Consider the following 13,072-nt stretch of genomic DNA (forward strand, 5'->3'; position numbering starts at 1 on the left):
AGCACGCCTCAGACGAGGCCGGCCGAAATCAGGCTGTTCGCCGAGGCCACGACGGCCTCTTCGGCAGAGCGCGGCTGCCACCCGAGAACACGGCGCGCCTTTTCGTTGGAAATGCGGGGGTCATGCCCGAGTTCGCGCACGATGAGGCGCAGGCCCGCATCGAAGGGGGCGGCAAGCCCTGCCAGCCAATTGGGCAGCACGAACCTCCGAAGCCTGCCCGCATGTTCAGGGAACCTGCGCCGGAGGATGGCCGTGATATCCGCAAGGGAAAGCGCCTCTCCCGCAATCAGGAAACGCTCGCCTGCCGCTGCGGCGACGCTTAAGGCCTGCACATGCGCATCCGCCACGTCGCGGACGTCGACAACCGGCACGGCGAACTTCGGCAAGGCGGGATAGTTCCCCTTGAGCAGGTTGCGCACCACGGCGACGGATGTGCCGATCTCATGGCCAAGAACCGGCCCGAGGACCATTCCGGGATTGATGACCATAAGCTCCAGGCCGCTGTCAGCCGCATAGTCCCAGGCCGCGCGTTCGGCGAAGGTCTTGGAGCGGTAGTAGGGTGTCGCAAGCGATGACTGCGGATCGGTCCAATCGTCCTCCGTAAACGGCGCGCGCCCTGCCCCGTAGATGACCGCGGCGACCGACGACGTGAGCACGACGCGTTTGGCACCGGCCGCATGGGCTGCCCTGAGCACACGCAGCGTACCGTCACGGGCCGGCCCGATCAGGTCATCTTCATTGGCGGGCAAGCGAGCCGGAAATGGCGAGGCGGTGTGGACGACGTAGGAAACCTCGGCAAAGGCCTCAGCCCAGCCCCGCTCCTCCAGGAGATCCGCCTCTCCAAACGTCAGGCGCGCGGCATCCGTACCACCGGCCGCGCGAATGGATCGCTCGATCTCCTCGGCGCGCCCGAGCGCGCGAACCGTGCCGTGCACAGGATAACCTTCGCGCAGCAAGGCGAGCGCGACGTGCCGTCCGACAAAACCGCCGATTCCGGTCACGGCAACGGTCGCGGTCCTCGCGTTCATGGGTCCATTCCTCGCTAGAACGGGTCGCGATCAGGCGGCCTGGCGTGCGGCAAGTTCCGCGTAGTCACGGGCCGACTGGCGCTCCTCGGCGAATGCCAGGCGCTCGAGCAGATCGATCATCGCTGCGTCGGTCGGCGATGTTGCCCGTCCACGTCGCAGGCGCACGAGCAGTTCTGCCGAGACCGTCGCGTGGCCGCCGATTGAACCCGGCCCGTCCTGACGCCACAGGAGGACCGCTGTCGCAAACGTCTCGCTGACGTCGCGGCCGAGCCCGGCGCTTTCGAACAGGGCACGGATCGAGTGGACGCGCCCACCGGACAGGATGGAACGCACGCGTTTTTCGCTGACGCCGGAGAGGTCGACGATTGCGGCCGAGAAAAACTCTGCACGGCCGGTCACGAGCGCATGCAGCAGGAAGGCGGGCGTCAGGCGGCCGGTCTCGCGCAGATGCGTGACGAGGTCCGGCAGCTCCTCGACGGCTGTCGTTCCAACCATGCCGACGGCAGCGATATCGCAGGCTTCACGGGTGACCCGCTGCACGCGACCTTCTCCAATCGTCACCTGTACGAGGCCGAAGGCGGCAAGTGCTGCACCGACTTCTTCGACAAGCGCGTGGCGGGCGGCACTCGGCAGGTCGTCGCGCGCAAGAAGCAGGTCACGAACCGAAGCCGAATGGCCAAGACGCTCGGCAATGCGCTTCAGCGAACGGCGCGACAGAAGAGCGCCGGGGTTTTCGAGCAGGATCAGCATTTCGTCTTCGTCGCCGATTTCGGCGATCGCAGCGGCGACCCCGCGCGAAACGAAACTGCGCGCCGCGATCAGCGCGCGGGTCTCCAGCGTTCCCCGAGCCGCGAGGTCGACCAGGTCGTCGTCGGTCAGGACGGGAGAATGCGAAACGACGAGATAGGCAATTTCAGGCTGGTCCCCTGCAAGACCAAGAATGATGGCGCGCGGCACGGAAGAGCAACCGCAAAGGACTTCGGCCAAGGCAAGGCGAACTTTGGGCGACGGATCGTCCAGCAGAAAGGTCATCGCCATCTCGGCGGCGCGACGATCGAGACCATTCAGTTGCGCGTCGACATAGGCGCGGCCGAGCGCGCTGGCGGCGCGAATGCGTTCGCCTGTTCTCGCCGTTTCCACCCAGCGAAGAAATGCTTGTATGATCACCTACGCCCCACTAGACCACGCCAATGCCACCGATGTTCTGAGCCTAGCGAGCAAAGGTTTAAGATTGGTTCACCATGTCTGTTAACCGCCTCCAAACCATAAGGCCGCTGCTGTTTGCGGACGACGACGCGCTTAGCCTGGACGTGAGCGTTCTCAACACATCGGCTGGGCTCATCCTGACTGCCGGCTGCGGCCACGAAACGTGTCTTGGCCTCGCCCTGATGGAAGGACGCGATTTCGCGCTGCTCGCCTGCGTGGAACCGGTCGGGTTGCTCCATGAAGACGACGTACACCGGCTGCTTGATGGCGGCATCGATGGTGTCGTGCTTACCGGATGCCGCGGCCGCGCGGACATACAGAAGCTCGACGTGATGCTGCGGGTTGCCGAAGCAAGGATTGGCCTTCCAGCCAATCGCACCCGGATTTACGCCGAATACGGCGCAGCACCCGAAGGCCTGCTGTCGCCGCACACACTGGCGGGGTGCTCGCAGCGACTGGAAGGATTGATCTTCAACGGCTCGGCGCTGGCAAAGGCAGTCGGCTGCAAGGAGCCGGCGAGTGCCGCGCATCAGGGCGTGGCCGCGCCCGTGCTCGCGGGTCGCGCCAATGTGGTGCTAAGGGCCCATGAGGCCGGCATCCGCGCCTATGAGGTGCTGCCGCCCACCGCCGATGCGGCAGCCACACGCTGGGCGCTTTCACAAAGCAGGAACGACGGATTCGCTTCGGTCGTCTGCCGCTCGCCCGAGCAAGCAGTCATCGCCGGCAGCGTATGACGCCCAGCCGGCGCGGTAACCGTCAGCGCGTCGGGCGGGTCATCTGGAAGACGTCGCCGCCGTCGCAATAGTCCATGTAGCCGAGGCGGGCGAGCGGCTTGACCGTCGCCATGTCGAAACGGCCATCGCGGATCGCGTCTTCGCGAATGTGGATGCCGACGACCTGGCCGATGACGACGTAGTTGTCGGACAATGCACCATCCAGATCCTTGGGCTGGAACATCTCGGTCATCCGGCATTCGAGCGCGGCATAGGCTTCACCGACGAACGGCGCCCCAACCAGCGCGCCGTCGACCGGCGTCAATCCGGCGATATCGAATTCGCTCTCGCCATGCGGCGCCGGGATCGACGTCTTGTTGATGGCGGCCGCCAGGTCACGGCTGGCGAAGCTCGCCGTGAAATCGCCGGTTGCCTCGATGTTGCGAACCGAATCCTTATAGCCGCTCGATGAAAACATCACGAGCTTCGGCCGGTCGCTGATGGCATTGAAGAAGGAATAGGGCGCGAGGTTCAGCGCGCCCTCGGCCGACCGCGTGCCAATCCAACCGATCGGCCGCGGCGAAACAATCGCCTTGAAAGGATCATGCGGCAGACCGTGACTGTTCGAGGTCGTATCGTAAAACATCAGGCTTCCTCGCCAACCCAGGTGACGATCTCGGCCAGCTCCGGCCGCGGCCGCTCCGTCGGTGGCACCATGGCGGTACCGATATGGATGAAGCCGGCAATTTTCTCGCCCGGCTTCACGCCCAGCAGCGGATAGGCGCGCTCGTCGAAAGCATACCACTCGGTCAGCCAGTTGGATGCGTAACCGAGGGCGTTGGCGGCCATCAGCAGGTTGAGGCAGACGGCACCAGCGGACATGACCTGTTCCCATTCCGGGATCTTGAAATGCGGCGCGGCGGTGCTGACGACGGCGACGACCACAGGCGCACGCGACAGGCGGGTTTCCTCCACCTTGATCATCTCTTCCGATAGATCCGGCTTCAGCTCAAGCGCCATTACCTTCAGCTTGGCGCTGATGCGTACCCTCTCCTCGCCGCGATAGACGATGAAGCGCCAGGGCGCGAGTTTGCCGTGGTCCGGCACGCGCGAAGCAAGCTTCAGCATTTCCTCGACCTCGGCCTTGCCGGGACCGGGACCTCCCATCTGGAAAGCGGGGATGGAGCGACGGGACGTCAGGTAGTCGACGAGCTTAATTTCGGTTTTCATGTCAGATGAATTCCACTAATTTGCCGCCCCACAGGCAGCCACGAAAATGCCATACCGGCGTCCCAAGTGGAGTCACTCAGTCAGGAAGTCAACTGTTCTCATGCGTGCACTCTCTCGTATTTTCCTTCAGACCGGTCTTGCGATCCTTGTCGCCGGCACCGCTACGGGAAATGTGTTCGCAGAGGATGCGACCCAGGCGTTTGAAAGTTTCCCCTCGATCGCCGGCCCGCGCAAGATGCCGAAGCTGACGGGCTTCAGCCCGATGACATCGGATCCGCTGGCGGACGGCACCCTGAAGGATATCAAGCTCGAGGCGCTGCTGACCGAAAAAGGCGGACCGGTCGAGGCCGGGCTCACCTGGCGTGTGTTCAGCCCGATCCCCGGAAGCGACGGCAAGCTGCCGCTTCTCGCAACGTCGGAAGGCGGCTCGACAGCGTTCAATCTGGTACCGGGCGAGTATTTCGTCAATGTCTCCTTTGGACGCGCCTCGGCCACGCGCAAGGTCCGCGTGCCGGAGCAAGGCGCGCTCGACAAGCAGGTGCTGGTGCTCGATGCCGGCGGCATGAAGCTCAATGCCGTCTCCGGCAGCGACGTGCGCATCCCACCGGCCGAACTCAGCTTCGACGTCTATTCCGCCGACACCAAGAGCGACGGCGAACGGGCGCTCATCGTCGAGGACGTCAAGCCGAACACTGTGGTCCGGCTGGGCGCCGGGACCTATCACGTGACCTCCAGCTATGGCGGCACGACCAACGCCTCGACCGCGGCAGACATCCAGGTCGAAGCCGGCAAGCTGACCGAAGCAACCATGCAGCACCGCGCCGCCAAGCTCACGCTCAAGCTGGTTTCGGAACCGGGCGGCGAAGCGATCGCCAACACCGCCTGGACGATCCTCACCTCCGCCGGCGATACGGTGAGCGAAGCCAACGGCGCCTTCCCGACGCAGGTTCTGCTCGAAGGCAGCTATTCCGCCGTGGCGCGCTACAAGGACAAGATCTACGAGCGCGACTTCACCGTGAAGGCCGGCGTCAACATGGACGTGGAAGTACTGCTCAGCAGCGGCGGCAACAATGCGAACACCAATGCGAGCGTCGTGTCGGAAGCACAGGACTGAGCTTCGACGTGACGGAACGCAGTTGACCTGACGTCAGCCTGCCCGTCGCATGAACCGCCGACGCGGCGGCGCCATGGAAAAGACCGCTTCATAGATGCGCGCCAAAAGGTCCTTGCGATCACCACAGGCACCGAGATCCTCGGGCGTGAGAACGCCGCCGATGCGCGCCGCGATCGTCGTTCCCGACAGACGCCGGAATTCGCGGATCAAGAGCGACAGTCTCAGCGTCAGTGAAATCTTGCTCGCCAGATGGAAGAACGGCCCGTTCTGTCCTTCGAAGTAGATCGGGATCACGCTCGCCCGCGCCGCCTGAATGAGCTTTGCCGGAAAGATCTTCCACGGCAGGTCCTCGGCCCGGCCGAAACCCTTCGGCGCGGTCGCCACGCCGCCGGCCGGGAAGATGACGATGGTCACGCCTTCCTTGAGCAGTCGCAGCGCCTCATGGCGCGTCGCCATGTTGACCGCTAGCGCCTCCTTCGTCTCTTCGAACGATACCGGCAGCGAGTAAGGCGCCATTTCCGGCACCTTCAGCAGTTCGTTGTTGATGAGGACGCGGAAGGGACGGCCGAGCTGTTCGGCAAGCGCCAGCACGGCGATGCCGTCGCCGATGCCGAAAGGATGATTGGCGATGATGACGATCGGCGTATCGGGCAGGTTCCGCGGCGGCCACTCGCCTTTTGTCTGCAGCGTCACATCGATGAGCTGCAACATCTCCCCGAAGACGCGCTCGCTCTTGCCGACGATGTCGGACCGCCAGCGCTTATAAAGCTTGGCATAGCGGTTGCGGCCCGACAGGCCTTCCATGGAGCGAATGAACCAGCGCTTCAGGCGCCGGTCGTTCTCATTGGCGTAGGACAGCTCTTTGAACTGCACGGAAATCTCCGATGGATACGATCTTATCCGGATATTCCGCTAATATGACAGTTTGCTGACAAAGCAAGTGCTCGGGGTCTCAACCCCGAGCTTTCTTTTCTGCCTTGCGCTTGAGATCCGGCGCCATGGCTTCGAGCGCAAGCGATGCGATTGCCTCGTCGAGCGACATGGCGGTCTGGGCCTGCGAGCCCAGACGGCGGATGTTGACCGAGCGCTCTTCGGCTTCGCGCTTGCCGCAGACCACTATGACCGGAACCTTCGTGACCGAATGTTCGCGGACCTTGTAGTTGATCTTCTCGTTGCGGAAGTCGGTCTCTACAGTCAGCCCTGCATCACGCAGGAGTTCGGCAACCTCGCGACCGTAGTCGTCGGCTTCCGAAGTGATCGTCGCGACGACGACCTGCAGCGGCGAAACCCAGAGCGGCATGTGGCCGGCGAAGTTCTCGATCAGGATGCCGAGAAAGCGTTCCATCGAGCCGCAGATCGCGCGGTGGATCATCACCGGCTGGCGCTTTTCGGATTCCTTGTCGATGTAGAAGGCACCGAAACGCTCCGGCAGGTTGAAGTCGACCTGGGTCGTGCCGCACTGCCATTCGCGACCGATCGCGTCCTTCAGGGTGTACTCGAACTTCGGACCGTAGAAGGCGCCCTCGCCCGGCAGAATGCCGGTCTTGATTCGGCCTTCCGACTGCGCCTCGATCGTCTTCAAGACGTCCGTCATCACGCTTTCGGCGCGATCCCAGAGCTCGTCGGAACCGACGCGCTTGTCCGGACGGGTGGAGAGCTTGACCACGACTTCCTTGAAGCCGAAGTCCTCGTAGACCGAGAGGATGAGGTCGTTGATGCGCAGGCATTCTTCCGCCATCTGCTCGTCAGTGCAGAAGACATGCGCGTCGTCCTGGGTGAAGCCGCGCACGCGCATCAGCCCGTGCAGGGCGCCCGACGGCTCGTAGCGATGAACGTTGCCGAACTCGGCGAGGCGCACCGGCAGTTCGCGATAGGACTTCAGGCCATGCTTGAAGATCTGGATATGGCCCGGGCAGTTCATCGGCTTCAGCGCAAAGATGCGCTCGTCGTCGGTCTCGTCACCAGCAACCGTCACCTTGAACATGTTGTCGCGGTACCAACCCCAGTGACCCGAGGTTTCCCAGAGCGACTTGTCGAGCACCTGCGGCGCGTTGACTTCCTGATAGGTGTTGGCGAGCCGACGGCGCATATAGGCAACCAGCGTCTGGAACATGCGCCAGCCCTTGCCGTGCCAGAAGACGACGCCCGGGCCTTCTTCCTGGAAATGGAACAGGTCCATTTCGCGGCCGAGGCGACGGTGGTCGCGCTTTTCGGCTTCAGCGAGCACGTGCAGGTACTGGTCGAGCTCTTCCTGGGTGTGCCAGGCGGTGCCGTAAATGCGGGTCAGCATCGCGTTGTTGCTGTCGCCGCGCCAATAGGCGCCGGCCACCTTCATCAGCTTGAAGGCGGTGCCGATCTGGCCGGTCGAGGCCATGTGCGGGCCGCGGCAAAGATCGAACCAGTCGCCCTGATAGTAGATCTTGAGATCCTGCCCTTCGGGGATCGCGTCGACGAGTTCGACCTTGTAGGCCTCGCCCTTGTCGGCAAAAACCTGGCGGGCCTTATCGCGCGACCAGACTTCCTTGGTGAAAGGCTTGTTGCGGGCGATGATCTCCTTCATCCGCTTTTCAATGAGCGGCAGGTCGTCGGGCGTGAAGGGCTCGTTGCGGGCAAAGTCGTAATAGAAGCCGTTGTCGATGACCGGGCCGATGGTCACCTGCGTTCCCGGCCACAGTTCCTGAACGGCCTCCGCCATCACGTGCGCGGCATCGTGGCGGATCAGTTCGAGCGAGCGCTTGTCGTCACGAACGACGATTTCGAGGCGACCATTGGTCACCGGATCGGACAGATCGCGCAGCTCGTCGTCGAGCGTGATCGCAACCGCCTTCTTGGCGAGCGACTTCGAAATCGATTCTGCCACGTCGCGGCCGGTCGTGCCGAAGGGATATTCGCGCACCGAGCCATCAGGAAATGTAAGGGAAACAGGATTCGACATAGTGATCTCCTATCCAGTCCCGCCAACGAATGCGGGTGGTATGGTTGACCGGCAAGGCCGGTGAATTGACGATACAGCGTCGCATCCGTCAGACGCGCAGAGATCGCTGTAGTGCTTTGGATTGCTGCGTGTTTTTCCCCGAGCCGGAGGACGACCCGCGGAAACACGCCGTAGCCTGATAAAGGGTTTTCGAAAGTGAGTAAAGGCAAAGGCTGCGGCGGACGCTAGCTGCGCAGCATCTCGCAAAGCCCCTTCACGGTGTTCCAGTTGCGGAACGTCCCGATGCCCAGCCGCTTGGTGGTCATGGCGCCGAGCAGCTTCGATTCGCTCGCCTTGCCCGGGAAATGCACCCAGAGATCGCCATCGACGATCGCCAGTCGCTCGCCGGCGGTGCAGTAGCGCCGAAGCCCTTCGAGCGCCGCTTCCGTCAAAGGTTCGCGCATCACCCGGACATGAACCTGCGTCGCGTCCGCCTCGCCCTCCTCATGGAAGGGATTGGCTGCGGCAAGCGTCTGCCAATCGGCGCCCGACCGGACAAGAATGTCGACGTGCCGGCCAAACGTCTCGGTAAAGGCCTTCTCAAGCGGCATTTCGAGGTTCCGAGTGGACGTTTGTCCGGTCTGAAACACCAGATTGCCTGTTGCGACCAACGTCCGCGGCGCTTGATAGCCGAGCCCTTCCGCCATCTTCTTGAGGTCAGCCATGACGACCCGGCGGCCGGGCCCGAGAACGATGCTGTAAAGCAAGGCGACGTAGCTGTTCATCATTCCCCTTGTCAGGCGCGCCAGAAATCCGCAGCGCCCGCCGGCAGCCGCGCGAGCACCCGGTCGAGCTTCGCCTCGTCGATGTTGCGACGCAAGGCGCCAGCGACGTCTGCAATGGCGCTGTCCGGGGAAATATTGTGATCCGGGCGCAGCGCCTGTACCTCGCGGGTCATGGCGATGCGACCCGAAAACGGGAGCCGCGGCTCTTCAAGGTCCCACTCGGCAACGAAGATCGCCCGAATGACAGGCGGCAGGATGTCGGCAAACAGAATGGCATCCTCGATATCGAGCCGGCGCCGAAACGTCTGCAGTACCGCCTGGACCATCGTATAGGCCTGGTTCGTCGTCTGCAGCCCGGCCAAGTCGCGGGCATCGAGAAGGAAGCGCTCGAAGTCTAAGGAAGCCTGACGATACTCCATCGGCATGGGCATGGCGGTCATCCAATCTTCGGCCGCGGCCGCCAAAAGCGCCACGGCGCGTACCATACGAGGCGCGGTTCAAGCCGCTCCGGCACAGGATCGAAACCATGCGTTCCGCCCGGCCCGCAGCGCGCCACGCGAAACAGCGTCATCCAGCCTCCGGCCCAGAAGCCATGGCGGGCAATCGCCTCATAGCCATATTCCGAACAGGTCGGCAGGTGTCGGCACGAATTGCCGATAAAGCTCGAAAGCGTGAGCTGATAGGCGCGGATGAGCGCCATGCCTAAGAGCCGCCCGGGGGTCTTGCGAAAGGGACCCGACCAGTTTCGGCCACGGACCGCTGGCGCTGCCTTTTCATGTGCAGCGTGCCGGCAATTCGGTTCGCCGCACATCTCAGACGGCCGCGAGCAGTCGCCTGGCCTCGATCTGCTCGATGGCATCGACGACCGCATCGAAGGTTAGCATGGTCGATGCGTGGCGCGCCTTGTAGTCCTTCACCGGACGCAGGAAGCGCATGTCCTCGAAACGGCCCGAAGGCCCCTCACCGTCCGCCTTCAACATAGCCAGCATGTCTTCGCGCGCCTGGCGGATCTCCTCAGCACCGGCGCCGACGACATGGCGCGCCATGATCGAGGACGACGCTTGGCCGAGCGCGCAGGCTTTGACGTCATGGGCAAAATCGGTGACGACGTCGCCATCCATCTTCAACCAGATATGCACCTTGGAGCCGCACAGCTTGGAATGCGCCGTGGCGTCCGCATCGGCATCGCCGAGCGTCCCGATACGGGGAATGTTGCCGGCGAATTCGAGAATTCGGCTGTTGTAGATGTCATCCATCATTTGACGCGATCCGACTGATTTTTCGCGGTTTTGAGTGATCGACGCATGATTTTCTCCGGTAGACGGGAAAAAAGCACGACGCGACACGCTCCGCCTCTTTCATCTCTGTGGCACCATACTATATGCTATGTCGTGTTGGGGCGACAGTTCCGCAAGAGGAACAATGTCGCCTGTTGTTTGGGAAACCGTGCCGGAAGGTCCAGTGCACTGCTAAGCCAGGACCGGAAAGCCCCGGAGCCCGCCAACGGAACCCAAGCCTGCAGGGTTAGGCGAATGGCCAGTGGCGAGTTGTCCGAAAGATAAAACGTCAAGCAATCCCGTATTGCTAAAAGAGGCCATTATGGATGCCATAGTGAAGAATTTTCCTGTGCTCGACGATGCGAGCGGCCGCCCCACCCAGAAGGAGGCCGAGGAAGCGGTGCGCGTTCTTTTGCGCTGGGCTGGCGAAGACCCGCAGCGCGAGGGGCTTTTGGATACGCCCGCGCGCGTGGCCAAGTCCTACCGCGAGCTTTTCAGCGGTTATGATCTGGCTGCCGAAGACGTGCTTGGCCGCACCTTCGAGGAGGTTGCCGGCTACGACGATATGGTGCTCGTCAAGGACATCCCGTTCTATTCGCATTGCGAGCACCACATGGTGCCTATCATCGGCAAGGCGCATGTCGCCTACCTGCCGAACGGGCGCGTGCTCGGCCTGTCGAAGATCGCCCGCGTGGTCGATATCTACGGCCGCCGACTGCAGACGCAGGAATCGATGACGGCGCAGATCGCCAGGGCGATCGACGAATCGCTCGCCCCGCGCGGCGTTGCCGTGATGATCGAAGCCGAGCATATGTGCATGGCGATGCGCGGCGTGCAGAAGCAAGGCTCGACAACGCTGACGACCACATTTACGGGTACCTTCCAGACGGAACCGGCCGAGCAGGCGCGGTTCATGACGATGATCAGGGGCTTCAAGTAAGGCTCCGACAGACGGAGCCTTTCCATGACGCTCACCTTCGACGCTCCCTCCTCAGACAAGGCCGAACTGGAAACCGGTCCGGCCTTCACTCCCCGTTTTGATGAAAAGGGGCTGATCACCGCCGTCGTCACCGACGTCAGGGACGGCGAGTTGCTGATGGTCGCCCACATGAACGCGGAGGCCCTGGCCCTGACGATCGAGACCGGCGTGGCCCACTACTACAGCCGCTCGCGCAAGAGCCTCTGGAAGAAGGGCGAAAGCTCCGGGAACCTGCAGACAGTCAAGGAAATCCGCACCGATTGCGACCAGGATGCGATCTGGCTGAAGGTTTCCGTCGCCGGCCACGACGCGACCTGCCATACCGGCCGCCGCTCCTGTTTCTACCGCACCGTCGGCACCGAAGACGGCAAGGCCTCGGTCAAAATCACCGACGACCACAGGCATTTCGACCCCGCCGAGATCTATGATAAAAATTAAGCATCGCGCATCTTTTTGGCGCGGGTGCATGCTATATTTATATTTTGGAAACCAACCGGGCGCCTAATCCTTAAGCAGGGATGCGGCGCAATCGGAACGATCTCGTTCCAAACTGTATTGCAAACTGTATCCAATGTTTATCGGTCGTGCCGCAATCGTCGGTGGGATCGGTGATATACCTTAGACAAAGGTGCCAGTCTTTCAGCAATGAAGCGGACAAGGCCAGCACCGGCGCCGGCTTGGCGGAGCCTCCCCAGGACGCGCGCATGAAATTGCCTCTCTCCAGGATCAATCCCGACCCCTGGAAGTTTAGTCAGCGATGAATTGCCACAGCGACCTTCGCGCATTCTCATCGACGTGTCGCGCTGCGGAGTATTCGGCGGTGTTGGAGGTGCCGGATGTTGAATTGGACGTTTACGCGTAACAATCAGATTACGGATCTGTCCGGACCGGACGGAACATCGATTTCGACAACGCCACCTGAACCGGCGCCACCTCCGCAAAAACCGAAGATCGCAATCGCGCTTGGCGGCGGTGCCGCGCGCGGCTGGGCCCATATCGGCGTGCTGCGCGCGCTCGACGAAGAAGGCATCGAAGTCGGCATGATCGCCGGCACCTCGATCGGCGCGCTCGTCGGTGGCTGCTATCTTGCCGGCAAGCTCGACGAACTCGAAGCCTTCGCCCGCTCCCTCACCGTACGCCGGATCGCCGGCCTGCTCGATTTCGCCATCGGCGGCGGCGGCCTTTTCGGCGGCCTGCGGCTCACCAAGCGCATGCAGGAGCATTTGGAAGGCCTCAGCATCGAAGGCCTCGACAGGCCGTTCATTGCTGTTGCAACGGAAGTTCACAGCGGCCACGAGGTGTGGCTTGAAAAGGGATCGCTGATCACCGCGATCCGGGCCTCCTACGCCCTGCCCGGCATCTTCGAGCCGATCAAGGCGAATGGACGCTTGCTGATCGACGGCGCGCTCGTCAATCCGGTTCCGGTTTCGGTGTGCCGCGCCCATGAGCAGCAACTCGTCGTCGCGGTGAACCTCAACTACGATCTCTATGGCCGCTCGGCCGTCGTCAAACACAGCGCCGGCGCTGAATCCCTGGATGCGCCCGCCAAGGAAGCGCCGCACCAGTCGCGCCTCGGCATGACCAGCGTCATGGTCCAGGCCTTCAACATCATCCAGGACCGGATTTCCCGCGCCCGGCTTGCCGGCGACCCGCCGGACCTGGCGCTGCACCCGAAACTCAACGACATTGGTCTTTCGGAATTCCATCGCGCGGGCGAAGCAATCGATCGCGGCTACCACGAGGCAAAAGCGAGGCTGGTTGAAATTCGCCGCATGCAGGAAGTGCTCGTTCGCTGACGGAGCGTGCGCGGCATGAAAGCCGCGATA

General features: G+C 62.7%; 15 protein-coding genes. 5 read left to right on the plus strand and 10 right to left on the minus strand.

Translation table 11 applies throughout. From position 1 onward, the window contains the following. Positions 1–8: 8 nt before the first annotated feature. Positions 9–1,028 carry an aldehyde reductase gene (locus tag IB263_RS23640; protein ID WP_192439101.1) on the minus strand — a complete coding sequence of 340 codons (1,020 nt, stop codon included), beginning with the start codon at positions 1,026–1,028 and terminating at the stop codon, positions 9–11. 30 nt (positions 1,029–1,058) lie between these two features. Next, positions 1,059–2,195, minus strand: a complete 1,137-nt coding sequence (locus tag IB263_RS23645) for a DUF2336 domain-containing protein (RefSeq protein ID WP_060516859.1) — start codon at positions 2,193–2,195, stop codon at positions 1,059–1,061. A 74-nt stretch (positions 2,196–2,269) separates the two neighbouring features. Between IB263_RS23645 and IB263_RS23650 the strand changes: the two genes are divergently transcribed. Beyond that, positions 2,270–2,968, plus strand: a complete 699-nt coding sequence (locus IB263_RS23650) for an aldolase (RefSeq protein WP_192439102.1) — start codon at positions 2,270–2,272, stop codon at positions 2,966–2,968. A gap of 22 nt (positions 2,969–2,990) precedes the next feature. Here the strand turns inward: IB263_RS23650 and IB263_RS23655 are convergent, their stop codons facing one another. Next, positions 2,991–3,593 (minus strand): flavin reductase family protein, encoded by a 603-nt coding sequence (locus IB263_RS23655; RefSeq protein ID WP_192439103.1) that lies wholly within the window; start codon positions 3,591–3,593, stop codon positions 2,991–2,993. Continuing rightward, positions 3,593–4,177 carry a nitroreductase gene (locus IB263_RS23660; protein ID WP_192439104.1) on the minus strand — a complete coding sequence of 195 codons (585 nt, stop codon included), beginning with the start codon at positions 4,175–4,177 and terminating at the stop codon, positions 3,593–3,595. The genes IB263_RS23655 and IB263_RS23660 overlap by 1 nt, the downstream gene beginning before the upstream one ends. 100 nt (positions 4,178–4,277) lie before the next feature. On the opposite strand from IB263_RS23660, the gene IB263_RS23665 reads away from it, so the two are divergent. Beyond that, positions 4,278–5,291, plus strand: a complete 1,014-nt coding sequence (locus IB263_RS23665; protein ID WP_060516851.1) for a hypothetical protein — start codon at positions 4,278–4,280, stop codon at positions 5,289–5,291. A 33-nt stretch (positions 5,292–5,324) separates the two neighbouring features. Here IB263_RS23665 and IB263_RS23670 read toward each other — a convergent pair whose 3' ends face one another. From IB263_RS23670 to IB263_RS23695, 6 genes are all read right to left on the minus strand, one after another. Beyond that, positions 5,325–6,164 carry a lysophospholipid acyltransferase family protein gene (locus tag IB263_RS23670; RefSeq protein ID WP_192439105.1) on the minus strand — a complete coding sequence of 280 codons (840 nt, stop codon included), beginning with the start codon at positions 6,162–6,164 and terminating at the stop codon, positions 5,325–5,327. Between the two features lie 79 nt (positions 6,165–6,243). Next, positions 6,244–8,226 carry a threonine--tRNA ligase gene (thrS, locus tag IB263_RS23675; RefSeq protein WP_060516849.1) on the minus strand — a complete coding sequence of 661 codons (1,983 nt, stop codon included), beginning with the start codon at positions 8,224–8,226 and terminating at the stop codon, positions 6,244–6,246. Positions 8,227–8,450: 224 nt separating this feature from the next. Further along, on the minus strand, positions 8,451–8,990 hold the full coding sequence (locus tag IB263_RS23680; protein WP_192439106.1) for a DUF1697 domain-containing protein: 540 nt from the start codon (positions 8,988–8,990) through the stop codon (positions 8,451–8,453). An 11-nt stretch (positions 8,991–9,001) separates the two neighbouring features. Further along, positions 9,002–9,430 carry a DUF2267 domain-containing protein gene (locus IB263_RS23685; protein ID WP_060516848.1) on the minus strand — a complete coding sequence of 143 codons (429 nt, stop codon included), beginning with the start codon at positions 9,428–9,430 and terminating at the stop codon, positions 9,002–9,004. Then, positions 9,427–9,801 (minus strand): membrane protein insertion efficiency factor YidD, encoded by a 375-nt coding sequence (gene yidD, locus IB263_RS23690; protein WP_089044573.1) that lies wholly within the window; start codon positions 9,799–9,801, stop codon positions 9,427–9,429. The genes IB263_RS23685 and yidD overlap by 4 nt, the downstream gene beginning before the upstream one ends. A gap of 1 nt (position 9,802) precedes the next feature. Continuing rightward, on the minus strand, positions 9,803–10,249 hold the full coding sequence (locus IB263_RS23695; RefSeq protein ID WP_034795955.1) for an iron-sulfur cluster assembly scaffold protein: 447 nt from the start codon (positions 10,247–10,249) through the stop codon (positions 9,803–9,805). A 340-nt stretch (positions 10,250–10,589) separates the two neighbouring features. Here IB263_RS23695 and folE point away from each other — a divergent pair, with 340 nt between their 5' ends. The 3 genes from folE (at position 10,590) to IB263_RS23710 (ending at position 13,042) form a co-directional block, all read left to right on the plus strand. Then, on the plus strand, positions 10,590–11,207 hold the full coding sequence (gene folE, locus IB263_RS23700; RefSeq protein ID WP_034795957.1) for a GTP cyclohydrolase I FolE: 618 nt from the start codon (positions 10,590–10,592) through the stop codon (positions 11,205–11,207). A gap of 24 nt (positions 11,208–11,231) precedes the next feature. Continuing rightward, complete coding sequence (hisI, locus tag IB263_RS23705; RefSeq protein ID WP_060516845.1) at positions 11,232–11,684, plus strand: phosphoribosyl-AMP cyclohydrolase; 453 nt, start codon at positions 11,232–11,234, stop codon at positions 11,682–11,684. Positions 11,685–12,082: 398 nt separating this feature from the next. Beyond that, positions 12,083–13,042 (plus strand): patatin-like phospholipase family protein, encoded by a 960-nt coding sequence (locus IB263_RS23710; RefSeq protein WP_034795962.1) that lies wholly within the window; start codon positions 12,083–12,085, stop codon positions 13,040–13,042. The last annotated feature ends 30 nt before the right edge of the window (positions 13,043–13,072 follow it).

Source organism: Ensifer sp. ENS03, assembly GCF_014852035.1.
GTDB classification, from domain to species: Bacteria; Pseudomonadota; Alphaproteobacteria; order Rhizobiales; family Rhizobiaceae; genus Ensifer; species Ensifer adhaerens.

Bases quoted from the DNA above. Each gene is read 5' to 3' on its own strand.
- hisI (WP_060516845.1), top strand. From the start codon at position 11,232: ATGACGCTCACCTTCGACGCTCCCTCCTCAGACAAGGCCGAACTGGAA.
- IB263_RS23710 (WP_034795962.1), top strand. From the start codon at position 12,083: ATGTTGAATTGGACGTTTACGCGTAACAATCAGATTACGGATCTGTCC.
- folE (WP_034795957.1), top strand. From the start codon at position 10,590: ATGGATGCCATAGTGAAGAATTTTCCTGTGCTCGACGATGCGAGCGGC.
- yidD (WP_089044573.1), bottom strand. From the start codon at position 9,801: ATGTGCGGCGAACCGAATTGCCGGCACGCTGCACATGAAAAGGCAGCG.
- IB263_RS23650 (WP_192439102.1), top strand. From the start codon at position 2,270: ATGTCTGTTAACCGCCTCCAAACCATAAGGCCGCTGCTGTTTGCGGAC.
- thrS (WP_060516849.1), bottom strand. From the start codon at position 8,226: ATGTCGAATCCTGTTTCCCTTACATTTCCTGATGGCTCGGTGCGCGAA.
- IB263_RS23655 (WP_192439103.1), bottom strand. From the start codon at position 3,593: ATGTTTTACGATACGACCTCGAACAGTCACGGTCTGCCGCATGATCCT.
- IB263_RS23640 (WP_192439101.1), bottom strand. From the start codon at position 1,028: ATGAACGCGAGGACCGCGACCGTTGCCGTGACCGGAATCGGCGGTTTT.
- IB263_RS23680 (WP_192439106.1), bottom strand. From the start codon at position 8,990: ATGAACAGCTACGTCGCCTTGCTTTACAGCATCGTTCTCGGGCCCGGC.
- IB263_RS23685 (WP_060516848.1), bottom strand. From the start codon at position 9,430: ATGACCGCCATGCCCATGCCGATGGAGTATCGTCAGGCTTCCTTAGAC.
- IB263_RS23665 (WP_060516851.1), top strand. From the start codon at position 4,278: ATGCGTGCACTCTCTCGTATTTTCCTTCAGACCGGTCTTGCGATCCTT.
- IB263_RS23695 (WP_034795955.1), bottom strand. From the start codon at position 10,249: ATGATGGATGACATCTACAACAGCCGAATTCTCGAATTCGCCGGCAAC.
- IB263_RS23660 (WP_192439104.1), bottom strand. From the start codon at position 4,177: ATGAAAACCGAAATTAAGCTCGTCGACTACCTGACGTCCCGTCGCTCC.